18 protein-coding genes and 6 pseudogenes are annotated in these 24,897 nt (G+C 52.1%); 3 read left to right on the top strand and 21 right to left on the bottom strand.

Annotated elements, in window-relative coordinates:
• Window positions 1–335: 335 nt before the first annotated feature.
• The 21 genes and pseudogenes from KHO07_RS11200 to KHO07_RS11110 all read right to left on the bottom strand — a co-directional run bounded on the left by KHO07_RS11200 (window position 336) and on the right by KHO07_RS11110 (window position 22,548).
• Window positions 336–779, bottom strand: a complete 444-nt coding sequence (locus KHO07_RS11200) for a DUF6386 family protein (protein WP_150700966.1) — start codon at window positions 777–779, stop codon at window positions 336–338.
• Window positions 780–787: 8 nt separating this feature from the next.
• Window positions 788–2,923 (bottom strand): annotated as a pseudogene (locus tag KHO07_RS11195) (RHS repeat-associated core domain-containing protein); the annotation flags it as partial.
• A gap of 390 nt (window positions 2,924–3,313) precedes the next feature.
• Window positions 3,314–3,925, bottom strand: coding sequence for a DUF1963 domain-containing protein (locus KHO07_RS11190; RefSeq protein ID WP_212627211.1), 612 nt, complete (start codon window positions 3,923–3,925; stop codon window positions 3,314–3,316).
• A gap of 7 nt (window positions 3,926–3,932) precedes the next feature.
• Window positions 3,933–5,111, bottom strand: a pseudogene (locus tag KHO07_RS11185) (RHS repeat-associated core domain-containing protein); the annotation flags it as partial.
• A gap of 90 nt (window positions 5,112–5,201) precedes the next feature.
• The gene (locus tag KHO07_RS11180; protein ID WP_212627209.1) at window positions 5,202–5,798 is read right to left on the bottom strand and encodes a hypothetical protein; all 597 of its coding nucleotides are present in this window, start codon (window positions 5,796–5,798) and stop codon (window positions 5,202–5,204) included.
• Window positions 5,799–5,808: 10 nt separating this feature from the next.
• Window positions 5,809–6,114: pseudogene (locus KHO07_RS29420) on the bottom strand (AHH domain-containing protein); the annotation flags it as partial.
• Window positions 6,115–6,204: 90 nt separating this feature from the next.
• Window positions 6,205–7,923, bottom strand: a pseudogene (locus tag KHO07_RS11175) (RHS repeat-associated core domain-containing protein); the annotation flags it as partial.
• A 309-nt stretch (window positions 7,924–8,232) separates the two neighbouring features.
• Window positions 8,233–8,709, bottom strand: coding sequence for a hypothetical protein (locus KHO07_RS11170; protein ID WP_244858282.1), 477 nt, complete (start codon window positions 8,707–8,709; stop codon window positions 8,233–8,235).
• Window position 8,710: 1 nt separating this feature from the next.
• Entirely contained in the window at window positions 8,711–9,091 is a 381-nt protein-coding gene (locus KHO07_RS11165) for an HNH endonuclease signature motif containing protein (protein WP_212627208.1), read from the bottom strand.
• A 292-nt stretch (window positions 9,092–9,383) separates the two neighbouring features.
• Entirely contained in the window at window positions 9,384–9,818 is a 435-nt protein-coding gene (locus KHO07_RS11160; protein ID WP_150736164.1) for a hypothetical protein, read from the bottom strand.
• Between the two features lie 4 nt (window positions 9,819–9,822).
• Window positions 9,823–10,071: pseudogene (locus KHO07_RS29160) on the bottom strand (HNH/ENDO VII family nuclease); the annotation flags it as partial.
• Between the two features lie 171 nt (window positions 10,072–10,242).
• Window positions 10,243–11,244, bottom strand: a pseudogene (locus KHO07_RS11155) (RHS repeat-associated core domain-containing protein); the annotation flags it as partial.
• Between the two features lie 61 nt (window positions 11,245–11,305).
• A complete protein-coding gene (locus tag KHO07_RS11150) occupies window positions 11,306–11,656 on the bottom strand; it encodes a hypothetical protein (RefSeq protein WP_212627206.1) in 351 nt (116 codons plus the stop codon).
• Window positions 11,657–11,668: 12 nt separating this feature from the next.
• Complete coding sequence (locus tag KHO07_RS11145; protein ID WP_212627205.1) at window positions 11,669–15,859, bottom strand: RHS repeat-associated core domain-containing protein; 4,191 nt, start codon at window positions 15,857–15,859, stop codon at window positions 11,669–11,671.
• A gap of 5 nt (window positions 15,860–15,864) precedes the next feature.
• Window positions 15,865–16,332: a DUF1795 domain-containing protein gene (locus KHO07_RS11140; protein WP_150736170.1), complete on the bottom strand. Its 468-nt coding sequence runs from the start codon at window positions 16,330–16,332 to the stop codon at window positions 15,865–15,867.
• 35 nt (window positions 16,333–16,367) lie between these two features.
• Window positions 16,368–16,949 (bottom strand): DcrB-related protein, encoded by a 582-nt coding sequence (locus tag KHO07_RS11135; RefSeq protein WP_212627204.1) that lies wholly within the window; start codon window positions 16,947–16,949, stop codon window positions 16,368–16,370.
• 12 nt (window positions 16,950–16,961) lie between these two features.
• Complete coding sequence (gene tssI, locus KHO07_RS11130; RefSeq protein WP_212627203.1) at window positions 16,962–18,809, bottom strand: type VI secretion system tip protein TssI/VgrG; 1,848 nt, start codon at window positions 18,807–18,809, stop codon at window positions 16,962–16,964.
• A gap of 72 nt (window positions 18,810–18,881) precedes the next feature.
• On the bottom strand, window positions 18,882–19,610 hold the full coding sequence (locus KHO07_RS11125; protein WP_212627202.1) for a hypothetical protein: 729 nt from the start codon (window positions 19,608–19,610) through the stop codon (window positions 18,882–18,884).
• Window positions 19,607–20,545 (bottom strand): hypothetical protein, encoded by a 939-nt coding sequence (locus KHO07_RS11120; RefSeq protein ID WP_224791307.1) that lies wholly within the window; start codon window positions 20,543–20,545, stop codon window positions 19,607–19,609. Before KHO07_RS11120 ends, KHO07_RS11125 begins: the two co-directional genes overlap by 4 nt.
• Before the next feature lie 776 nt (window positions 20,546–21,321).
• Window positions 21,322–21,498, bottom strand: coding sequence for a hypothetical protein (locus KHO07_RS11115; protein WP_212627201.1), 177 nt, complete (start codon window positions 21,496–21,498; stop codon window positions 21,322–21,324).
• A gap of 396 nt (window positions 21,499–21,894) precedes the next feature.
• Window positions 21,895–22,548, bottom strand: a complete 654-nt coding sequence (locus tag KHO07_RS11110) for a hypothetical protein (protein WP_244858281.1) — start codon at window positions 22,546–22,548, stop codon at window positions 21,895–21,897.
• A 610-nt stretch (window positions 22,549–23,158) separates the two neighbouring features.
• Here KHO07_RS11110 and KHO07_RS29150 point away from each other — a divergent pair.
• From KHO07_RS29150 to KHO07_RS11100, 3 genes are all read left to right on the top strand, one after another.
• Window positions 23,159–23,593, top strand: a complete 435-nt coding sequence (locus tag KHO07_RS29150) for a hypothetical protein (protein WP_244858280.1) — start codon at window positions 23,159–23,161, stop codon at window positions 23,591–23,593.
• Window positions 23,594–23,785: 192 nt separating this feature from the next.
• Entirely contained in the window at window positions 23,786–24,178 is a 393-nt protein-coding gene (locus KHO07_RS29145; protein WP_244858279.1) for a hypothetical protein, read from the top strand.
• 2 nt (window positions 24,179–24,180) lie between these two features.
• Window positions 24,181–24,885: a hypothetical protein gene (locus tag KHO07_RS11100; RefSeq protein ID WP_150705102.1), complete on the top strand. Its 705-nt coding sequence runs from the start codon at window positions 24,181–24,183 to the stop codon at window positions 24,883–24,885.
• Window positions 24,886–24,897 lie beyond the last annotated feature (12 nt).

Below are 24,897 nucleotides of genomic sequence, written 5' to 3'. Positions count from 1 at the left end.
CCACATGCGGTAACTGCATTAAACTTCTTTACTCGAACTGACTCATACTCATCACTACTGCCCCACCAATCTCTGTCCGCGACCCCACCATTATGAGTCATGTAAAAGCTTAAAAATCGCTGGGCAATGTATATCCAACCTCATTTTCCAGCGACTTTAAATTAGAGTCACTTATTTTCGGATCAGACTTTGGCATTCGCAGCGTACCTTAAGATGAGAGTTTCTTAGACTCGAAAAAGCAGATTTTGTGGCTTTGTATACATACCTTTCCAACTCTGCCCATTCCATAACACCTCTCACCTTCCTTCGCAGATACCTCAGTCAGGAATGTCGCCTTAGAGTCTTATTGAGTCCGTTAGCTCATTACATCTTTCAGTTGATACTTGAAACGCCAACTCTACGACACTCCCAGTTTTTTTATACTTAATCAAATAGCTCCCTGGTTCAAAGTTAATGACAACCCCTTGAATAGAGTCAGAACCATCAGGCTCAAGATCACCACCAGTCGCATCTTCACCTGCACCGACGAACACTTGTCCAGAAGGAAAACCAAGATGCAACACTCCAAACCCGGCAGCTATGTCATCGACAATCGCTATTTTGTAGCTGCCATCTTGTCCAACCCCCAAGAAAGCCACATTTCCCGCATTGGTCTCTTGAAGTTCATCCTCAACAATACTCCACCAATCAGGAGTATCCGAAATCCTGTGCCTTATTGCCGCAAGGTCGAATATTGCGACTGTTGCTGTATCAGTAAAGATAGAAAATTCTTGTGCCATAATCTTTCTCACTTGAAAATTATCGAACTAATTTTATCACCGGGCTGCAAGCCTGCTTTCCTACCGGCATTTTTTAAGGAGCTACCAACGCTTTTGTTTATCGTCTCATTCAGCATTTGCAGCCTCTGAGTCGCTGAGCCGCCGACTATGAGATCTACAGGGTGATCGGCGTTAAGTTTACTTAAGTCAGGGGCTTGTCCAAACATTCGCTCAAAGCGAGCAGCAACCGCTTTTCGGTAGGAAGCTTGTACAGACGATATTCTCACATCATGAGTCCCAGGAGACCATATGAGTTCACCTCTCTTAGCAGCTCGATTCAATGCATTTTGTTTTTTCATGAATTGCTTTTCAAGAAAACTACGTTCCGCGCTTGAAAGTTCTGAGTTACTCAATACTTTCGGTTTGTTCACGGTCAAAGTGGTTGAACATGTCCATCCCAAAGGATCAATCCAACCGGTAGAGTTTGGCGCATAATTGTAAAGATTGAAACTTCCGCTCAACCCAATCGGATCCTGCGTTACAAACCGCCCCACCTCCGGATCGTAATACCGAAACGTGTTGTAGTGCAGCCCCGTCTCGTCGTCAAAATACTGCCCCTGAAACCGCAGGTTCTGCTCGACGGCATTAACCGTCAGCTTCTCAACCGAACCCCACGCCTTATACGTCGCCTGCCAGACAATCTGCCCTTCACGGTCAGTCATCTCCAGCGGCGTACCAATCTGGTCGGTATGGAAGTAATAAAGCTTTTGCTCCTCACCTTCCGCCTGGTCGACGCGAGCCAGCGGCGCATAACTTCCCGGTTCATACAGGTACAAACTGCTCTGCCCCGGACGCTCCTCCCGCAGCATCCGCAGGCCTTGCCACAAGAAGTGTTTCTGCTCGATCACGCCATTAACAACGGACTGCTTACCGACCCGCCGCCCCAGGCTGTCGTATCGATAAAAACCGCTGCTTTCCAGCTTGCCATTGACCAGCGTCTCGGCCTTAACCAAGCGGTTTTCGCAGTCATAAACAAACGTCTGCAGCTTGTGCATGCCACTGCGTTTTTCGATCAGGTTGCCCCACGCATCGTAGGCATATTCCTGATCCCGCCAGCGTTTGAGGCGGTTGTCTTTGACGTGATCGAACTGGCTGGTGTTGAAGTTCAGCCGGTTCGCTGCGGCGTCGTAGCGGAACTCTTCGCTGTCGACAAGCTTGCCGGTGTCGCGGCTGTGCAACTGGCCGTTGGCTTCGTATTCGTACTTGATCTCGCCGCGCAGTTTGTCGAGGGTGCGGATCAGTTCGCCGGCCGGGTCGTACTGGTGACGGCGGTGGATCGGGTTGTAGGCGTGCTCCACCAGCAGGTCGGGCTGGATGCCGGGGTTGTGAATTTTTGAGAGTTTTTCCGCTGGCAGGCGCGAGGCGAACTGCCAGCTCTTGCGGCCCATGGCGTCGTAGCCGAAGCAGCTGGTGAGCGCGCCCTGGGTGCGCAGGACTTCGCGGTGCAGGTCGTCGCGCTCGATGTCGCTGATCAGCTGACCGTCGAGGTTGAGTTGGTGCAGGTGGCCGCTGCCGTAGTACAGGTGATTGAGGTGTTGGCCGGTGGGCAACGTCAGGGTGGTGAGGTTGCTCAGTGGATCGTACTCGTAGGACAAGGCGCCTTGCGCCGTGGTCTCCTGGATCAGACGACCGAGCAGGTCGTAGGAGAATTCGAGCGTTTCCTCACTGACGCCGATTTGCTTGCCCTGCGCGGTCGGCAGGCGCTGGATCGACAGCAAACGGTCGCCGTCGTCATACGCATAATCTTGTCGAGCATCGGCATTGAGCTTGGCCAGCAGCCGGCCAATGCTGTCGCGCTCGAACTCGGTACGGCGTTGTGGCCGTTCACCGCGTTCGCCGTAGCCGGTTTCGTCGACTTGCGTCAGATGCCCACCCAGGTTGTAGCTGAAGCGCCGGGTCAGGTTGTCGATGCGTTTTTCTTCGACCAACCGGTCGGACGCATCGTAGGCAAACTGGTACGCCGCGTTGTTTTCGTTGACCAGTGCAGTCAGGCGAATCGCCGGGTCGTATTCGTAGCGGATGCGCTGGCCCTTCGCGTCCTGGCGGCTGCTCGGCAAGCCACGGGCGGTGCGCAGCAGGCGCGTGGTCTGGCCTTTGCTGTCGGTGTCAGGGACTGGCTGGGGGCAGCAGGGTCTTGGCCTGTATTCTGTGCCCCCGCCACTAGGAAATGTACTGTCCAGATTAATCTAGATTCTTAAAGAGCGGACAAACTAGCCAACTTAAAAAATCTTAAATGCGTTATTTTCGTAGTAAAATTTAAACGCTTGGCTTTGTGTGCATGCCTTCCAAAATTTCTCTGATGCCATACGACTTAACATCACCCTCATTATATGCAACTTTGAAAGTTTTACTACGCCGCACTGCTCAGAATAGAAGTTTTTCAGACGCAACTTTCAATGCAAACCCACTACAATAAAGCCTTGCGCAAAAGCACTCAAAGTGTTTTCACAGACTATAGCCATCCTAGACCTCACGCATCGAGCTCGATTTGCTTCTCAACCTGTTTGAACAAAAAACACCCCTTCCCCGCTCCCATTTTTTTTCAAAAACAAATACCCAACTGCATCGGTGAGATAAAAAACATCTTTAAAAGGCTCTGAAAAATCTGATGAATACAGCTGACAGATAAAATCATATTCTACAGTTAAAGTCTCAGGAACGATCATTCCATGAGGGGCCGAATCTGAAAACATAGAGAAAACGGGAAACTCCTCCTCTTCTACTTGCCTATCTTTTAACTCTGCCACCACCTCTGGAATACTATCTACAGGGCTTGTTTGAAACACACCGCCTTCACTGCGCACAACTAGCGTATATCCACTCAAAATAGATTCTAACTCTGAAGGATCTCCACTGTACGTTATATTCTCAAGAAAATAGTCAGACTTACTATAAGTCGAAAAGACGTACAACACACCTGCACTTGGCAAGCTGTTATTTTTTATATCGCCTTTAATTTTAGAGCAATCTATCGAAGCAACTAGGGTAAGAGGATCTCCATCAGGGTTAACCGGCCATGCTACGACCTCCGCTGCCTGCCCCCCAAACGTGATACCCGAAGTAACAGTACCACCATCAGAAGGAATAATTTGTTTTACTGTTATCATAATGACCTCATCCACATGTACTTAGACTGCTATGAAATTTTTTCGCCATTCTTTTTAGCTTCTTAACCCGCGAGCTAGGTACCCCACTTTTTCTAAGAGCGCCAGACGTTATATCTAGTTCTCGTTTAAGTGAAGTCGCAAACTCATTTCTGCCGAGACCTTGACTTTCACGAATTTGCGTTTCATGCCAGTGAGTACCACCAATCCCCCTAGTGTCTTTTAATGGCCCTCTAGTGTGATGGTCCAAATCAAGAGCAATAGATGGATTACCTGAAAGCCTAACGCCCTTTTCTGCAAGATTCTGTTGCACCAGATACTCGTGACGGAGAAGTTCGTGTGCCTGCAGACCATCTCCGACATGTGCTGTCCCGTTTAGTCCCCCATATGTTCCTAACTCAAAAAGCGTGGCTAGCCCCTGAGGATCTATCCAGCCTATAGCGCTGGGTGCATACTGGTACAGATTGATACCTCCGAATATCCCTATCGGATCCTGCGTAACAAACCGCCCCACCTCCGGATCGTAATACCGAAACGTGTTGTAGTGCAGCCCCGTCTCGTCGTCAAAATACTGCCCTTGAAACCGCAAATTCTGCTCGACGTCATTAACCGTCAGCTTCTCAACCGAACCCCACGCCTTATACGTCGCCTGCCAGACAATCTGCCCTTCACAGTCAGTCATCTCCAGCGGCGTACCAATCTGGTCGGTATGGAAGTAATAAAGCTTTTGCTCCTCACCTTCCGCCTGGTCGACCCGCGCCAACGGCGCATAACTCCCCGGCTCATACAGATACAAACTGCTCTGCCCCGGACTTTCCTCCCGCAGCATCCGCAGGCCTTGCCACAAGAAGTGTTTCTGCTCGATCACGCCATTAAGAACGGACTGCTTACCGACCCGCCGCCCCAGGCTGTCGTATCGATAAAAACCGCTGCTTTCCAGCTTGCCATTGACCAGCGTCTCGGCCTTGACCAAGCGGTTTTCGCAGTCATAAACAAACGTCTGCAGTTTGCCCATGCCGCTGCGTTTTTCAATCAGGTTGCCCCACGCATCGTAGGCATATTCCTGATCCCGCCAGCGTTTGAGGCGGTTGTCTTTGACGTGGTCGAACTGGCTGGTGTTGAAGTTCAGCCGGTTCGCTGCGGCGTCGTAGCGGAATTCTTCGCTGTTGAGCAACTGGCCGGTGCACCGATACTAACTGGCACATTCCAGCCTGCTATTAACTAATGTCTCGGCCCGAAACAACCGATTCTGACCGTCATTACATCACGTTTCACCTAACTAAAAATCATCCCATGGTGCGTATCGATAATCATCATCTATCTTTTTAAAGGTAAGACCCTGGATTTTCTTATCAACACATTCACTCAGAAAACGAGCAGAGCATGCAACCTCATGAATCTCTTCAAAATAGAACAAATCAGATTCCACCCCACTTGAAACAACAAGTTTATCAATACGCTCATAACTTGAACCCTTCGAATCGAATGAGCCTGACTTCACATTACTATCCAGCACGAAAGAGGAACTTCCCAAATCCATAGCTCTCAATCTTTCAATAACAGCGAAGAAAAAATATGACTTATCTTGTTTAACCATACCCTGAGTAAAAAGCTCAACTGGCCTGCTAACGTACTTGCACTCGAAAGCATCGCAGACAGCCAAAAAATTTTCGGACGCCAAAAAATGATCTGGCAACCAATCTGCTGTTAATTTGGAAGTATCAGCCACTGCTCGATAGCAGGTACTCAAAGCACCTTGCACTGGGTTTTCGGAGGGATAATGAAAGGTTGGCAAATCGGGAGTCCAACTCAAATCAAAAAAGTATGGAGCTCCATCACCATCCGGCTCATAACTAATGATATATATATCCTTCATTTTTCCACCTTTAAAGCAACCGACCGGTTATGGAATCAAGTTTAAATAGCCCGCCTTCTAGACCCTGAGAAGCCCACGTTTGAACATTTTTCACGCCCAGCGCCAGATCTATATCGGTCAAGCTATTCAGGTTATTGTTAAGTTTCACCAACTTGTTTTTTACAGCTTCAGTGTATTGACCGTGATTCGACCAGTGCCCCGGCATGCCAGTAGTTTTGGCTAGGTCTTTTGACCCAGGTAGGAAAATCCCATTGGATGACCCATCCGGATCCCAACCAATTTTTTTCAACCTACCAAACATATTTTGGAACTGAGTGCTTTTTATCAGCTCTTCGGGTATCAAATGGTGATTTGCCATTCCATCGCCGGGGCTTGCTCCCATGTTGTTACCTAACTTCGTAGAACACCAACCTAACGGATCAACCCAGTTATTAGGGCTTGGCGCATATGAGTAAAAATTCATGCCTCCTGATAAAGAAATCGGATCCTGCGTTACAAACCGCCCCACCTCCGGATCGTAATACCGAAACGTGTTGTAGTGCAGCCCCGTCTCGTCGTCAAAATACTGCCCCTGAAACCTCAGGTTCTGCTCGACGTCATTGACCGCCAGTTTCTCAACCGCCCCCCACGCCTTATACGTCGCCTGCCAGACAATCTGCCCCTCTCGGTCCGTCATCTCCAGCGGCGTACCAATCTGGTCGGTATGGAAGTAGTAAAGCTGCTGCTCTTCACCTTCTGCCTGATCGACACGCGCCAGCGGCGCATAACTGCCCGGTTCGTAAACGTACAGACTGCTCTGCCCCGGACTTTCCTCCCGCAGCATCCGCAGGCCTTGCCACAAGAAGTGTTTCTGCTCGATCACGCCATTAACAACGGACTGCTTACCGACCCGCCGTCCCAGGCTGTCGTACCGATAAAAACCGCTGCTTTCCAGCTTGCCATTGACCAGCGTCTCGGCCCGGACCAAGCGGTTTTCGCAGTCATAAACAAACGTCTGCAGTTTGCCCATGCCGCTGCGTTTTTCAATCAGGTTGCCCCACGCATCGTAGGCATATTCCTGATCCCGCCAGCGTTTGAGACGGTTGTCTTTGACGTGGTCGAACTGGCTGGTGTTGAAGTTCAGCCGGTTCGCTGCAGCGTCGTAGCGGAATTCTTCGCTGTCGACAAGCTTGCCGGTGTCGCGGCTGTGCAACTGGCCGTTGGCTTCGTATTCGTACTTGATCTCGCCGCGCAGTTTGTCGAGGGTTCGGATCAGTTCGCCGGCCGGGTCGTACTGGTGACGGCGGTGGATCGGATTGTAGGCGTGCTCCACCAGCAGGTCGGGCTGGATGTCGGGGTTGTGGATGCGCGAGAGTTTTTCCGCTGGCAGGCGCGAGGCGAACTGCCAACTCTTACGGCCCATGGCGTCGTAGCCGAAGCAGCTGGTGAGCGCGCCTTGGGTGCGCAGGACTTCGCGGTGCAGGTCGTCGCGCTCGATGTCGCTGATCAGTTGACCGTCGAGGTTGAGTTGGTGCAGGTGGCCGCTGCCGTAGTACAGGTGATTGAGGTGTTGACCGGTGGGCAACGTCAGGGTGGTGAGGTTGCTCAATGGATCGTATTCGTAGGACAAGGCGCCTTGCGGCGTGGTCTCCTCGATCAGTCGACCGAGCAGGTCGTAGGAGAGTTCGAGCGTTTCCTCACTGACGCCGATTTGCTTGCCCTGCGCGGTCGGCAGGCGCTGGATCGACAGCAAACGGTCGCCGTCGTCATACGCATATTCTTGTCGAGCATCGGCATTGAGCTTGGCCAGCAGCCGGCCAATGCTGTCGCGCTCGAATTCGGTACGACGCTGTGGCCGTTCGCCGCGTTCGCCGTAGCCCGTTTCATCCACTTGCGTCAGATGCCCACCCAGGTTGTAGCTGAAGCGCCGGGTCAAGTTGTCGATGCGTTTTTCTTCGACCAAACGGTCGGACGCATCGTAGGCAAACTGGTACGCCGCGTTGTTTTCGTTGACCAGTGCAGTCAGGCGAATCGCCGGGTCGTATTCGTAGCGGATGCGCTGGCCCTTCGCATCCTGGCGGCTGCTCGGCAAGCCACGGGCGGTGCGCAGCAGGCGCGTGGTCTGGCCTTTGCCGTCGGTGTGCGCACGTCTGTAACAGATGGAGGGGGCAGAGGCCTCGATGTCAACGAGGAACTGGAAGCGCTCATTATCACTGGTCCAATGTTCCACCATACGTTGCCAGTTGCGAATGTATTCTCACTGACAATTAAAGATCGGGGTCAGGGCATTGCTGTGGTCGGCGATCAAGTCGTCGCCGCAGTTGAAACGGCGTGCTGAATCGTCAAATACCTAATGATCTACATTAATAAAGAGCGAAGCATATATATATACTCATGCTAACGGAGAGCCAACACCCACCGCCGACAAAAGATAATATAAATCATCCACCACAACTCAAATAACGATTATTTTTTTATTATAAAATCCAACAGGCCAGCGACCAGAGTAATATAGCTTTATTATTGTCGCCCATCGACCACCAAGCCCGTAATAACTTTCAGATACATATTGCCTAAAGGCAAAACACACCCCATTTCTTGCAGCAACACTAAAATCATGCGGCGCACAAATGAACTTACTCTTATCAATATTTTTAGTAGCCGCCATTACTGCCTTATTCACCTTCATGCGCATAGCTACCAAGTCTGATGGCGGTTTCGGAACATCATAAAACGGATCGGGTTGGGTTGGGGCTGTGGGCAGCCATTCAACACCATGATAGCACCCATGAAACTCAGATTCAGAAGGCTCTACGAAAACCTTCTGAACGCTCTCTATATATATGTAATTAGTATCTTCAGGCCCGCCCCCCATATTAGAGAAAAACTCAAATCCTTCGATTTTTTTACACTCTTCATCAATATCAATCACATTACAATCTCAGATCAGTTATTGTACCAGGCGGCAGAGCCTTTCTTCCTTGTTGAATTGTGGTCCTAAGAACACCACCTGCGGCATGCTTGCCTGGAATTCCAGGCAAGGAATGATTTGGCAATGCGCCATGTGTTGGCATCAGATTCCACCATTTATTCGCGCCACCACTTTCCAAAGGTATGATGTGATGGGGAGTTGCACCAGATAGCCATACTTTACCGGTGTTAGCTTCCCATTGCTTCATCAAATAGTTCTGACTGCCCACAAATTCTTTCCGTGCCATCTGATTTTGAAACACAGTACGTCGCTGAACAACGGGAAGATTTCCTTTCAAGATCTGAGCTTGCTTGGCCGTAATTTCCCCTTCGCTGTCGAGCAACTAGCCGGTGTCGCGGCTGTGCAACTAGCCGTTGGCCGGGCCGTACTAGTGACGGCGATTGATCGGATTGTAAGTAAACACTAACTGGGTCTCCGGGCGCCTAGATCAAACAGAAAAAACGATATACTTCAAGCAGAATCAAACGGTGGCCGATAGATCACCTCAGCCACCAAACACCTCATATTAATAGAGTCCGAGAAATGTTATCTCGTTGTTAATTGCGAGCAGACCCAAGCCATTTTTCAGCGCTGAACCCGATTAAGCCCAAAAAAATGGAAAAATAAATACCCGATTAACTTAATTCAAAAAAACTCTCCAAGAACCCATTAAAACTTGCCCACTGAGGTTTGATCCTACCCTGCTTAAATTCGGCTAATGAGTCACCAAGAGAGATTTCAACCACCTCTCCGGTTAACCTATTATAAAAAAAACCACTTTCACCCTCAAAACTATCCAATGGAAGATAATCCGAGGGAACTCCGAGAGTCTCATGCGTTCGTTTCAGTGCAAAACCAAAGTTAGTATTTATTGAAAACCAACAGATATGATAAATCTCCTTACCGCGACTCACAAAAGTCGGTCCATCCTCAACGTGAAGATAAAACTGAGCAAAATCGCTAGACGCATCAACACCTAACTTTTTAAGCTCCAGTTCATACTCAACGCTGACATCATCAAACCACCAGCCCTGCCTTTTACAGAAATCAATCACTTTTTTCGATAGCATATTTTCACCCGCAACTCACAGATCCTCTAGAGCGGCTAGAGTTTCGATTATTAATTTCCGATTGCGCTCGTCCTTTCCAATATGCCTCTCGATCCCCATTGAATAAATCTCTGTCTACAGGATTTAAAGGGTGTTGACCAGGCAGATGCGGGTGGAGCGCATTAGTTTTGCCAAATTTTTGGTGGGTATCAGCAGACAGTTCGAACAAAGAGCCCAAGCCATCCTGTTTTGAGTGGTGCAAATTAAGTTGCGAGTAGCTACCATTCTTTACTACGAAAGGGCTCTTTCCTTCCGACGCCAGATCGAGGTTAGTCCTTATGCCACTTCGAGTGTTCACAGGGAGATCCCAATCGATAACCTGTTGATACACCGTATGGACGCTGCCAGAAGGTGCTGTGAATATAGACGGAGAGAAAAACCCGGTCAATCCGAAAGGGTCTATCCATCCGGTTGAGTTTGCAGCATATCGATAAAGATTGAACCCACCACTAAGTCCAATCGGATCCTGCGTTACAAACCGCCCCACCTCCGGATCGTAATACCGAAACGTGTTGTAGTGCAGTCCCGTCTCGTCATCGAAATACTGCCCCTGAAACCGCAAATTCTGCTCGACGTCATTAACCGTCAGCTTCTCAACCGAACCCCACGCCTTATACGTCGCCTGCCAGACAATCTGCCCTTCACGGTCCGTCATCTCCAGCGGCGTACCAATCTGGTCGGTATGGAAGTAGTAAAGCTGCTGCTCTTCACCTTCTGCCTGGTCGACGCGAGCCAACGGCGCATAACTCCCCGGCTCGTACAGGTACAAACTGCTCTGCCCCGGATGCTCCTCACGCAGCATCCGCAGGCCTTGCCACAAGAAGTGTTTCTGCTCGATCACGCCATTAACAACGGACTGCTTACCGACCCGCCGTCCCAGGCTGTCGTATCGATAAAAACCACTGCTTTCCAGCTTGCCATTGACCAGCGTCTCGGCCCGGACCAAGCGGTTTTCGCAGTCATAAACAAACGTCTGCTGTTTGCCCATGCCACTGCGCTTTTCAATCAGGTTGCCCCACGCATCGTAGGCATATTCCTGATCCCGCCAGCGTTTGAGGCGGTTGTCTTTGACGTGATCGAACTGGCTGGTGTTGAAATTCAGCCGGTTCGCCGCGGCGTCGTAGCGGAATTCTTCGCTGTCGACAAGCTTGCCGGTGTCACGGCTGTGCAACTGGCCGTTGGCTTCGTACTCGTACTTGATCTCGCCGCGCAGTTTGTCGAGGGTTCGGATCAGTTCGCCGGCCGGGTCGTACTGGTGACGGCGGTGGATCGGGTTGTAGGCGTGCTCCACCAGCAGGTCGGGCTGGATGCCGGGGTTGTGAATTTTTGAGAGTTTTTCCGCTGGCAGGCGCGAGGCGAACTGCCAGCTCTTGCGGCCCATGGCGTCGCTGTCGAAACACTTCAAATATAGGCTGCAAAGCTCAATCTAATCATTGAAGTATATTTTTTTAGCCGTAAACATTACTCTCTTGGGCCTTCTCAATAAAGATATCAAGGAGATCACCTTGAATTTCCTCTCCATCACACGTAACAACAAAATCTCCGTCTATACCATCAGGGAAATGAACGCCATCCAGCGCCCCCAAGACCACCGAAGTACTATCAGCAATAATAACTTTAAAGAAATCAAAAACATTAGCCCTATCATGATCGCTAAGCGTAGCCAATGCATTTCTGGCTTTGGCATAAGGGTCATTTTCGTTATTAATAGGCTTAGTTAATGAATCTCTATATTGCTCTAAATTTTTTGTATATAGCTCATTAAATATTGCTAATACAAATCGTTGATCCGTTTTCATAAACCATCCTCGTTAGCGCATTTCTGGGTACATTGCTTTATTGAGAGATATCAATTCTTGAAGCTTTGCATTGGGTACATCAGGATACACACGCCTGAGCTCTCTTATGTCGCGAGCCACAACATCACGCGCACTGGTAAATGGTAATCCTGTCTTTCCATTCACCCCACTCCTTGACAAAATACCTACTCCTTCTTTAGAAACAGTATGCCCCACACGAGGCACTAACATTGCAGGAGCAGTTGCTGGATCGTAGCCCTCAACCAAATCTTTCATAAGATTTTTTTGTCCAACATGGTGAGAGTCTAATCCCAGATTTTTACCCTTTACAGCACTTTTATTGCCTTGATGTGAGTTCACATCCCATTTTTCACAAGCAAGGCCTAAAGAGTCGATCCATGCATTTGGATTAGGCGCATACTGGTAAAGATTTTCTCCTCCGTATAACCCTATCGGATCCTGCGCAACAAACCGCCCCACCTCCGGATCGTAATACCGAAACGTGTTGTAGTGCAGCCCCGTCTCGTCGTCAAAATACTGCCCCTGAAACCGCAGGTTCTGCTCGACGGCATTAACCGTCAGCTTCTCAACCGAACCCCACGCCTTATACGTCGCCTGCCAGACAATCTGCCCTTCACGGTCAGTCATCTCCAACGGCGTACCAATCTGGTCGGTATGGAAGTAGTAAAGCTGCTGCTCCTCACCTTCCGCCTGGTCGACGCGAGCCAGCGGCGCATAACTGCCCGGTTCGTAAACGTACAGACTGCTCTGCCCCGGACTTTCCTCCCGCAGCATCCGCAGGCCTTGCCACAAGAAGTGTTTCTGCTCGATCACGCCATTAACAACGGACTGCTTACCGACCCGCCGTCCCAGGCTGTCGTATCGATAAAAACCACTGCTTTCCAGCTTGCCGCTAACCAGCGTCTCGGCCTTGACCAAGCGGTTTTCGCAGTCATAAACAAACGTCTGCAGTTTGCCCATGCCACTGCGCTTTTCAATCAGGTTGCCCCACGCATCGTAGGCATATTCCTGATCCCGCCAGCGTTTGAGGCGGTTGTCTTTGACGTGGTCGAACTGGCTGGTGTTGAAGTTCAGCCGGTTCGCTGCGGCGTCGTAGCGGAATTCTTCGCTGTCGACAAGCTTGCCGGTGTCGCGGCTGTGCAACTGGCCGTTGGCTTCGTATTCGTACTTGATCTCGCCGCGCAGTTTGTCGAGGGTTCGGATCAGTTCGCCGGCCGGGTCATACTGGTGACGGCGGTGGATCGGGTTGTAGGCGTGCTCCACCAGCAGGTCGGGCTGGATGCCGGGGTTGTGGATGCGCGAGAGTTTTTCCGCTGGCAGGCGCGAGGCGAACTGCCAACTCTTGCGGCCCATGGCGTCGTAGCCGAAGCAGCTGGTGAGCGCGCCTTGGGTGCGCAGGACTTCGCGGTGCAGGTCGTCGCGCTCGATGTCGCTGATCAACTGTCCGTCGAGGTTGAGTTGGTGCAGGTGGCCGCTGCCGTAGTACAGGTGATTGAGGTGTTGACCGGTGGGCAACGTCAGGGTGGTGAGGTTGCTCAATGGATCGTATTCGTAGGACAAGGCGCCTTGCGCCGTGGTCTCCTGGATCAGACGGCCGAGCAGGTCGTAGGAGAATTCGAGCGTTTCCTCACTGACGCCGATTTGCTTGCCCTGCGCGGTCGGCAGGCGCTGGATCGACAGCAAACGGTCGCCGTCGTCATACGCATAATCTTGTCGAGCATCGGCATTGAGCTTGGCCAGCAGCCGGCCAATGCTGTCGCGCTCGAATTCGGTACGGCGTTGTGGCCGTTCGCCGCGTTCGCCGTAGCCCGTTTCATCCACTTGCGTCAGATGCCCGCCGAGGTTGTAGCTGAAGCGCCGGGTCAGGTTGTCGATGCGTTTTTCTTCGACCAACCGGTCGGACGCATCGTAGGCAAACTGGTACGCCGCGTTGTTTTCGTTGACCAGTGCAGTCAGGCGAATCGCCGGGTCGTATTCGTAGCGAATGCGCTGGCCCTTCGCGTCCTGGCGGCTGCTCGGCAAGCCACGGGCGGTGCGTAGCAGGCGCGTGGTCTGGCCTTTGCCGTCGGTGTGCGTCAGTACCTGGCCGAGGGTGTTGTAGGTGAACGATTCGGCGCTGCCGTCCGGGTGCTGGATGCGCAGCACTTCGCCGTCGGGTTTGCGTTCCAGGGAAGTGGTCTGCCCCAACGCGTCGGTGACGGCGACCAGGTGCTGGCGTTCGTCGAAGCGATAGGTGGTGGTTTTACCCGAGCAATCCTGAAAGCGCTCGACTTGGGCCAGAGTGTTCCACCACAGGTATTTGGATTTGCCGGTCGCATCGATGATGGTGTGTGGCAGGCCGTCGTCACCGTTCAGGTACTCGGTGGTGTGACCGAGGGCGTCGACTTCGGCGATGAGATTGCCCTTATCGTCGTAGCGGGCTTGCCAGGTGCTGCCGTCCGGGTAGTCCACCTGCGTGACCAGCGTAGTCAGGTGGTGATAGCGGTATTTGATCGCGCGCCCGAGCGGATCGGTCTCTTCGAGCAGGCGTGAGTATTCGTCGTACTTGAGCGTGACCCGGTTGCCATCAGGCAATGTCAGGCCCGTCATGTTGCCGCTGTCATCGATGTCGATGACATAGTGCTCGCCCCCGAAGTCGCGACTTGAGGTGACGCGATGATCGGCGTTGTAATGAATCTCGGCTTCACGCCCGAGCACATCGTTGATCCATGTGGTACGGGCTTTTATGTCGTAGCGGAATTGGTACCGCTCGCCATCGCTGGTCCAGTGCTCCACCACGCGTGGCTGGCCGCCAATCTGTTCCCAACGGTAGTTACAGGTCAGGCCCAAGGCATTGCTATGACTGGCCATCACGCCATCGACATAGCTGAAACGGCGTACCGAATCGCCGTTGCGGTTGATTACTTCGTTGAGCTGGCCGTGGTCGTCGTAGCGGTACTGCACCAGGGTTTCAACGGCCTGGTTGTCGACCACGCGTCTGACGTCGGTCAGGCGACCCAGCGGGTTGTCGTAATGCAGGTGCACCCGCACGCCACCGGTGGCGCTGATATCGGTAAGCGTGCCCTCGGCGGTGCGGGTGAAATGCAGGAAATGGCCCAGTGCATTTTCGATGCGTTGCAGCGGCACGGGGATGTTGTCGTCCGCCACTTCACCGAAGTAGAAGAAGGTGTTGTCGAGGGTTTGCAGCAGATAGTGGCCGCCTTCGGTGCAGACCAGATGCACCTGCTCATGGGGGTTGTAGATGCGCTCCCCTGGCTGCACGTCGACAAACGGAACGCTGCGGCCCTGATTGTCGGTGAGATAAACGAAGGCGCCGCTGCGCCGCAGGCTCTGCTCCCAGGGCAAGACCCAACCCTTGCCAAGCACGCTGTCGACGCTCAGGTCGCTGGCATAGAAACGCGACCATTGAATGGGCATCAGGCCCGGGAGGCTGAAGTCGGTTTCGTCGGTGATGACCTTGCGGCCGGTGGTGGCGTCGACCGGATTACCGACCAGGCCACCCACCGCACGCTCGATCGCAGGCCCCACGACGTAACGCGAAGCGACCTCGCCGGCGACGAACCCGGCGGTGAATTTCAGGACACAGGGCATGACGGCTTTCATGCCGGCCTGGGTTCCGGCCTTGATCAACTGGGCGATACCACCCGCCGCACCCGCGACCGCCATCAGAATGTCGACCGTGGTCCGCAGCCAACCGGGAATTTCGTCGTCCACCGGCAGGTAGCGATAGGTTCCGCCACCGATGAAGACATTGTCCGAACCGCTCGAGAGCGTTGCGCCGCAGGTCAGCTTGTCACCCTTGCGGGCGGCCGCAGTGCCGTTGATGAAGACGTTGGTCGAACCCTCGGCGACCTTCACCGGGCCGGGATGCTTGTCGCAGGCGCCGGTGCTTTTCTCCACATGAGCCGCTTTGCGACTGTTGATGAAGACGTTGGGCGACGCGGTGACGATGGTCCCCGCGGGTGAAGAAAACATGCTGCCTATTTTCTCCCCGGCCGCGGTCAGCAGGCTACCTCCGACGCCTGCGGCCAAGCCCGCCAACAATGCCACGCCAAACCCACAGGTGAACGTCGCGATCGCCACCGTGGCGATCAGCGCGATACCCAGTGCTGCACCGATGAGAAACCCGCCCAACGCACTGGTGTGCGACAGCTCATCACCAAACCTTGCGGCTTCAAACATGACCGTTACTCCTGGGGGCTGGAGTCGGTCATCGGGGCGCCCGGCTGGCGAGGCTGAAAGCTTGCCAGCAGGTCCATCCAGTTCTGGTTCTGCTCGCTGCTGAAGTCAGCCTGGGCGGTGGTGGAGAAAATGATCGCGCGTCCGGGTTCGATCAGAAACGCTGCCTGGCGCTGATAGAAAGGACGGCCATCGGTCATGTAATACGCATCGATCTGCACGCCGTCGATCGGCGCGGTGGCCGACAGCGCTACGGCTTTTTTGCCCAGTAGCGTGTAGCCGCGCAGCTTGGACGCGAGCATTTTGATCTGACGCTCGACGTAGGCTTTGAGCACCTCGCCGGGCAGCAATGTGTCGCGGGAAATGGTGATGCTCAACGGCGCTGGAATGCTTGCTCCCAGCACGAACATGTTGACGGTTCGATCCTGGAAACCCTGTGGCAACACAATGCTGCCTTCCTGCAACTCATAATCCATGTGATGTAAATTCCTGAATTCAAAAAAAGGGCATTTCAGCGGGCCGCGAGGCCATCGAGCATGCCGTCAAAATCAACCAGCCAGAGACTGAGCGCGGGTCTGGCCGGATCAATCTCGCAACCGATGCTCAGCCATTGCATATCTTCACGTCCGGCGACCGGCACAAGCGCCCCGACCAGACGCGCGTGTCGATCGGCATGGCCGCTCTTGAAATGCAGATCCGCCGACTTCGCCGCACTGCCGGCCACGTTGACATCGCGCTGGCGGATGATGCGCACGTCCGGATGATCCTCGCGAAACGCCTGCAACGCGGCCTCGAAAAGCTGCTCCAGTGTCTGCCCCTGTTGCACATCGCGTCGCTTGATCGTCAGGCTGACCGGCTCGCCTTCGTGCTCGATGGTGGTCTGGATCTCACGGAAATGGAACCCCGCCGGGAATGCCAGATTGAAACCCGCGAAGGTGAAATGGCTGGGCGTGTCTTGCAGCGCCACAACAGGCGCGGGTTCCGGCTCGGGCTCAGGCTGGGCGAGAACCGCGTTCTGCTGGGCAAGGCGTTCAGCCTCCTCCTGCGCAATACGCTTTTCGGAAATGCGATCGTAGAGACTGACTCTGGTCATGGCGCCGTTACCTCAATCATTGACCCTGACCTCGGAGCCGGTGATCTGGGTCGTGCCGGTGCTCGTCGTAGTGATCGCCTTGCCTTTGATCTCGATGCCGTCCGGCGTGAGGATGATGCTGCTCTCCCCTACCTGAAGAATGATGTGTTGCTTGGCGTTGACCTGAATGAACTGGTTGTCGACCTGAATCGTCAGCGACCCTTCCTGGACGTTCATCACCGTGTCTTTCTTGATCGTTTCAGTGTGCGTGCCACCCACCGTGATCGTGCGGTTGCTGCCGACACTGTGGCTCTCGTCGACCTCGATCTCGGTGTCCATGTTGCGCTCGGCATGCATGATGATCTGCTCGGCACCGGCCTTGTCTTCGAAGCGGAAGAAGTTCGCCGTACCGCCATTGCCTTTCATCGACCGGGTCAAGAAACCACTCTGGGTCTTGTTTGCCGGGAGCGACCATGGCGGCGTGTTCTGGCTGTTGTAGAGGCTGCCCATGACCAGCGGGCGGTCAGGGTTGCCATCGAGGAATACCACGACGACCTCGTCGCCTACACGAGGGATCTGAATGCTACCGAAACCGCCGCTGGCTCCAGATTGGGCGACGCGGACCCAGCAGGAGCTTTTGTCGTTGAACTCGCCATAGCGGTCCCAGTGGAACTGCACTTTCACTCGGCCCATTTCATCGGTGTAGATTTCCTCACCGGGCGGGCCAACGATAATGGCGGTTTGTGGGCCGGAAATCGCGGGCTTGAGCAGGTCCATCTGCGGACGGAACTTGATCTTTTTCCGTACGCAATAAAACTTATTACCGTAGCCAGCCTGACTTCCCGAGGTGTAATTGTTGCTGCCACGGTGCTCGATGTTCATCACCAGGAACTGCCTGTCATCGGCAGAACCCGCGTCATGTTCGTAATGCTGCGTCAGCTCAAACGTATGGCCTGGACGCATAGCGCGACAGTTACTTGACCCTACAAATGTCTTGCCTTTGAGCTCAAGCGCCTCGATGCGGTTGCGCACCAGAAGTTCGCCATCTTCAGGCGTTCCGTGGGTGTATTGGCCCATGTAGTCGAAGATTTCATACGACGGAACATCGCCTTGTTGATTGAGGCTGTTCATCGTGACGGGAATTCGATTTCCCGGCTGTCGATAATCGAAGGTTTGCACGGAGATCTTTCCGGCCTGGAACTCCCGGGCGGAACTCCAGTGAGTGATGGAGTCAGAGTTTTCGGTCACTGATGCTGTGTGGAAGCGCACCTGCGGCTGCTCAGGCAGTGGCGTCAAAACACTGGAGTCGTCCATGATGATGAGCGTGTGGCTGTCGGCCGTGTGCTCGAAGTAGAAGAACAACCCTTCTTGCTCAAGCAGCCGCATGACGAAGTGACTGTCGCTTTCGCGGTACTGAGTGATGTAGCTGTGTGGCTTGAGTGTACGGTTGATGCGGAACTCGTATTTCGCGAGCCCTTCATAGCGACCGAAGACCTTTCTGATCACCTGCTCTACTGTCTGATCCTGATAGATCTGAGAGTCATAGCGCTGCGCAACCAAGCTCAACCATGAACCCACATAGGCTGAGTAGCGTGACATGCCCCCATCGCTGCCATTGTTCCCGAAGCTCAGCACATGGCCGTTGATATAACGGCTACCGCCGGTAGCAAGTTCGATTTCAATCGTCGCGGCCTGCCCGATGGCGGACTTGAGTTTTACGCTCGCGTCCTCGGAAATCAGATCAAGCTGAAACCCGAAATCAGTCGATAAACCTTCACTCCCGGCAAAGGATTCAAGCAACAACTCCTGGCCGCCCTTGAGGGCCATGGTCAGCTTGAACAGGCGCCTGTTCTGCGCGGACAACAGTGAGGAAAGATCCATCGCTTCAACTACTCCTTAAACCGGTAACACGTCATCAGGCTTGGGCGGCCTGCACGTAGTGATCATCGAAAATCAGACACCCGGCGACTTGCGCCAGGAAGCGAACCACTTGAACAATCTGCTCAACCACCAACGACTGCGCGCTTCGCGAATGTCGTCGATTTGCATGAAGGTGTACGGGGTGGGCATGGTTTTTTCTTGGATGCGGAGGGTGCGCAGGCCTCTGATTATGTGGCGTGCGTAGAATAAAAATGTGACGGAAACAGCGAGCATCCCAAACAGGGCAACCATACCGGTAGTGAGGAAGCCGGCTGATTTAGTAAAAATACTCGCCGCCAAGGTGGTTGCGCCAGCCACCAAAAGAGGGCTATATGCGGCCGATGTTTTTTGCTTGTTTTGCGGACGTGGCTGCACCTTGATTCCATCATATTCGAATGGATGAAATGACGATTTGCCATTTGCCAGGACCAAATATGTTAGCAATGTGACGCCCATTGGAAAAAGCCCTACCATGAGGGCAGCAATACTTGTCTTCCCCCAGAAACTTGCACCAATCACATAAGCTGCCGTACAGGCCAAATAGGAAAATGCGCCTGCGACCGCAACAAGTATCGAAGTTAAATAAAAAGTAATTTTCTCACATACATAAACAAGATATATAGTACACATGAATGCAAGCAACGACATAACAAAAAATGCCTGCCAAAAATACTTTAAATTTGAAGGCCCGAATACCATAAAAAAAACCAAGAACCCAAAAAAACCCCAACTAATTTTTTTAATATTCTGGGAATCGATCATTCGTCATCCTTAATCTTCAACGCGTCGCTGACCGTCTTATCAAGTCCGGTTTCAACTATGACCCATTGTACAAGTACACCTGCAACAAAGCTGACGGCCACCACCGCTACCAAGGGCGCAGCAGGAAGCGCAAGGGCAGTCGCACCAGCTGTCATCAACCAACCAGCGCCAACTCCGGCAACTGCCGATGCAATGTTAGTTGGCTGACTTTGCACAGACTTGTTATAGAACTCCGTACCTGTTGTTGAACTTGAATAATCCAGAAATGCCTGCGGCCCTACAGCCAGAGCAGCACCGACAGAATTCCCCCCCAAGAACTTCAACATGCCGGTAGCGCCATTCGCATGCAGATGTGTACGTTGGTTCAGTGAAGCCTTGGTATTCCCGATAGGGATATGAGCGGCAGAAGGCCCCACCGCACCTAATATTTTATAATGCTTCGCTACGGCCGTCACAGGCACTTCAAAAAACAACTGACCTTCTTTAGCAATGATTTTTATGCTGCCTTTAAATGTTTTACCGGCCGACTGTGCGCCGGGGGTTCCTCGGCTATTGGCCCACGCATGAAGCTTCGCTTTTTGCGCGGGAGTCATGTCCAGAAGATCAGTAACCTTCCTCGCCTTAGCTGCTGCCATGACGCCACCCGCTGCAGCCGCAATGGTTCCGGGCAAGTTACCTCCCGAAAACATCAGAGGTCCAATTACTGGAATTTTTTCGGCAGCCTGTTGCAGGGCTTGCAGCGCTTCAACCGATACATTAGTCGCGAACTTCAGCTTCTGCAGAAGCTCGCGGAGCAGCAGAGCAGCACGTCTGAATTCATCAGGGCTCATATCCTCGTCGCGAGATGACAACTGATGTACCAGGTACACCGCAGCCGTGTAATCATCGGTCGCGTATTCTCCGGCGAATTGCCCAGGCTGCATGTAGAAATCCATTGCGGACTCGCCTGCAAACCCCTGATGCCCACGCCCTAGTAGGCCCGGTTGCCTGCGCTCACATCGCATGCTGGCCGAAGTGGGAGGTCTCAGAAAGTTACTCATGCGTGCTCCTTCACTGTCTGCCCGGTCAGGTTCTGAACCGCGACATCAATCGATCCAGTCGTGCTCCACAATTCGCACCCACGACGCAGATCGATATTTTGCAATCGCTGGCAATATGACGGTGTAAGCAGTCTAGAGATGTCCATATTTCTGCATATATCCTTGGATACGACCGCAATGCCACTGCGCTGGAGTGACGCGTCGAGGCGTTGGAGAACCACACTCGGAACGCTAAAATTAACGCTTCCAGCGAAACGGTCCTACTGCTGGCATCGCATCGAACTGTACTAAAGCCCTAGAACTCTGTAGGACAGAGGCTACAGCCTTCCGCGCACCATCATGCTGCTTTCGGCAGGCGTGTGTCTCACCGGACTGAACCGCTGAGACATGGGAAAGTACCATCAGTGCTACAAAAAAAAGAAAGTGGACACAGTTGCTTTAACGTTACACCCCAATTGCCCAAATGAGACACCGCTGAGCCGATGGTGTCAACCTTAGGACGATCAACTTCAGCATGCTCAGACGCAATTCTGGAACTTTGACACCCAATGCGCAGAGGTGAAACTTAGGAAAATCATGCGCTAGGGTACCTTTGAACATCGAGTCGCAGCGAACGCAAGACTGGATGCTCTTCGACAGATATTGTGGGACGCATTTGAACGGATCTGAACTCAGACGATATGTCGTGACAGATCATTGCCTGATGCCGTGAACATGTCAGTGACATGGTTGGCGGTGACCCTTTCAATGTCGCCAATGGTTCGCGCCTTGTATCCCCGCCCCTGATCATCAACGCTGGCGAATACAAACACAGAAATATCGACGATATGTAACGCCACATCCGCCATGGGGCAGTCGGCGACGATCGAGATCGAACTGGCTACGGGCGCAAGTCGCTACATCGTAAGCGATCCACGAACTACACCTACCTCCAGATGAGGCAGTCGTTTACCGTGGCATCTCTGGCGAGCAGTTCCACGGCAACAACGCTTCGTAGTCGGCGACCGACTGCGCATGCGGCAGTCTTTCCAGTAGGCCGAGCGCTAGATAAGGAGTCTCTACAACGGGAGCGTTTCGGTAAATGCGTCCGTAAATTGGGAGCACGTTTTCATAAAGCCAATACAGGGAAAAAACGCCCGTGAGTATCATGAAGAAGGCAAAGGCCAAAGCACCTAGTCTGAAGGCCAGAGGAGACATGGAGTGCGCAGATACGCATGATTTATTGTTCATAAGTGATCTAGACTTCAAAAAAATTTCAATTTTGATATATTTGGTAGTTCCGGAGCTTTTGGCCAGCTAGGTAATGGAAGGTCGTTGGGCTGTATTTTCCGGACAATCCAGGATTTTGTTTCGTCGTATGCTTGATCAATAAGTTCGCCTATGCCGAATACCACCACCGCTCCAACTGCGACCGGAAATGCGGCGGCGGTAAAAAGCGCCCCTGCCGCCATTGCAGCCGCATACCCAATCGCAGTCGCTATCCCTGCTTTAATTAACTCAACGCCAACGCCTGCAAAAAGATCAGAAAGTACAGCCTCGTCATTAAATACCCATTCCAATAGTTCAATGCCAACCGCGACATAGCAAGTAAGTTTAAAGCCTTTTACTGAAGATCCTCGAATCCCATATTTGCCTATTCCAACCTCAACTAACTGAGCATTTCGAATCCCGTAACGAGTTCCTTTCAAGCGGTTCCGCAACCCCGGATATCCGGTTAAAACGACATATCGCTTTCCGTTTTTAATTAAGACGCGAATCTTGGTTCCAATTCCGCCAATGTCACTGAGCAAGCGGCCAACGTTGTACGCATCATAGGCGCCCAACGCTGCCGGTACTCCCCAGTTCGTATTGACGAAAGAATGTACGGTCGCGTTGTAGATTGATTGCGTGTTGCCCAAAGACCATCCAGCATTTCCGGTTGGGTCCTTGAGCACATGGTTGGTGGCTGGGTGCCAGTATCTGCGGTGCCGTTTCGTTGTGCTATCAACGCGTTTGCGTCATCCATGCTCAGAACGACCATTTCATGTTGATTGCTGTCCATGTCACGGCCCAGCTGATCGAGTTGTGTATCACTCAAACTCATGACGAACTCCCTGTAAGCCTGTCTACTCGCCTTACGTGGCAAGCGTCTGAAGTGCGGGGTGCACTGACCGAAAAATAAAATCAAACAGGCAAATTGCCATCACTGAGAAGTGTTTCGTTACCTTGACAAAGAACTTTCAAGAGGTTTCCATCGCTGACTTGAGGCCAATTTTTGCAGGATGCAACGAATGATAACGGGCAGTTGACCGCCCAGAAAAATCAGCTAATCGCCTTCGATTCCCCGCTACCTACCGACCAATAACCGATTCTGGTGATCTTTGGCGGTCAGGAGGGGCTTGAGATTTTTGCGATTGTCATTGCGGCAAGCTGAGCCATGACAGGGTTTGAAAGTATTTCAAAAGCGAAATAATCAGATGTGCGACCGCGCAGGATCCAGGGATTTTCACTTTTTAAAGGAGCTGTTGCATGAATAATGGACTTTATCCCTGTACGGCCGCCGATCCAATGGGTGTTGGCCCCCACGATGGGTTGTTAGGTGAGGGGGCACTACCATGGCCAAGTGAAATTGCTTCCCGAGCGTTTCCTTCTTCATTGGCTATCGGAGGGCTCTACTCTACCGATGATCTGAGTGCTGCTGAGTTCCTCATAAAGGAATTGAGTTCACCTGAGGCAGAGTTGAGTGAAGACGAATATGAGGAATACTGGATACTGCTGATCTCCCTTATTGCTAAACTGAAAAAGGCTGTAAATGTCACGGCAGAGCAATTTGCAAAGATACAGAAAAAGGCAGTTTCAATTCCTGTAGTTGGACCATTGCTGTTTTCACCGGCGAACCTGCCCGGTACCTTGGCAAGTGTTGGGGGGCTTATTCATGCTGGCTCGCGAGCAGCCAAGATTTAAGACCTTCTTGATATTGATAAATCAACTAGGAAGCAACTTAAAAAATGGATTGCCTCGCGTGGCAAATCTGGTAGTGTCTCAGCAAAGAAAACATTTCGTGGGCGAATTAAAGTTGTTCGAATAGCGGGTGCGCTTTATCTCGAAATACCGGCATCAGCCAAAGCCAGTATCTATAGAGTCGCTGGCAAAGTAGTGGGTGATGTCATTCATATACCTACTCATAACGCAGCCAAGGCGTTGCGGGCGACAAGTCATGTTGATGCCGCTGCGTATGGTCAAAGGGGCGTGGGTCGCGTACTTGTTGGCAATGCAGCTGGGCTGCTGCTTGCATTTGGTCCCCAACTCGTCATGGATATTAGAAGTTCAGAGAGTACCGATGAATTCCTTGAAAAAACTGCTTACAGTCAGCCTACCAATGGTTTGGTTTTTGCCAGTGGTGTAATTATTGGTGCAACCGTTAGTGCCCCTGCAGTTGTGGTGATTGCGTTGGGTATTGGAGCAGGCTTGTTGATACAGGTGGTCATGAGTGATGAAGTTACAGGTTGGGGGACTTCTTTCGGAGATGTTCTTTTGGGGAAGGATTGACTATGTTTAGTGTTGAGTCTCAGCGGTTTTTGTCCACGGTGTTCGGTACTTGGTTTTTGTTTTCTTTGCTGGCTGCATTCTCGATTGGGATTCTGCCGGAAATTATGACTTTGCCTGCAGTTTTTGCTGTCCTATGGTTAACGTATTGGTGCATAAATTGTGCTTATCGGACGGAAAGGTTCACCAAATACGCTAGCCTTCGGCTATTTACCAATCTTGCCATTGCGCCTGGTTTTGCATTTGTCGCTGCGTTGGTGACTTGCTACAAGCAATTAAAGTTGAATGCTCCGTTAGCTGTTTTTATAAGTTTCGTTCCCGTATTCTTGTCCTTGATTGTCTATGGCTTCCTATACCGGTGGCGTGGAGGTCATAGCCCTTTAGTCGTTCGAGGGCAGCGGGTCGAGGTGATAGGGGCTATCCAGGAAAATCATTGGTTATTAGGTGTGGTTGGCGCTGCTTTGGGTTCTTTAACCTATCCAGTTTTTTACGCATATAAGTCGTCGACTTCAATGCTGGTGTTTCTTTTTATTGTCATATCGTTGTTTATGCTGTTTTATCACCGCTCCAGTATATCTGCGTTAAGAACCCTGAAGGAGCAGGAGGCGCGAGAAGGTTCTTGTTTTACATTTATGAATATTGAAGAGATTCGTAAAAAGCGCGCTTCCTCTTTGATTGGTCGGATGTTCACTGCAAATATTGATCGTTGAGATTTATCAGAT

It is taken from the genome of Pseudomonas sp. PP3 (genome assembly GCF_905336995.1).
Taxonomy (GTDB): domain Bacteria; phylum Pseudomonadota; class Gammaproteobacteria; order Pseudomonadales; family Pseudomonadaceae; genus Aquipseudomonas; species Aquipseudomonas reinekei.
This window is presented reverse-complemented; position numbering and strand designations above follow the sequence as displayed.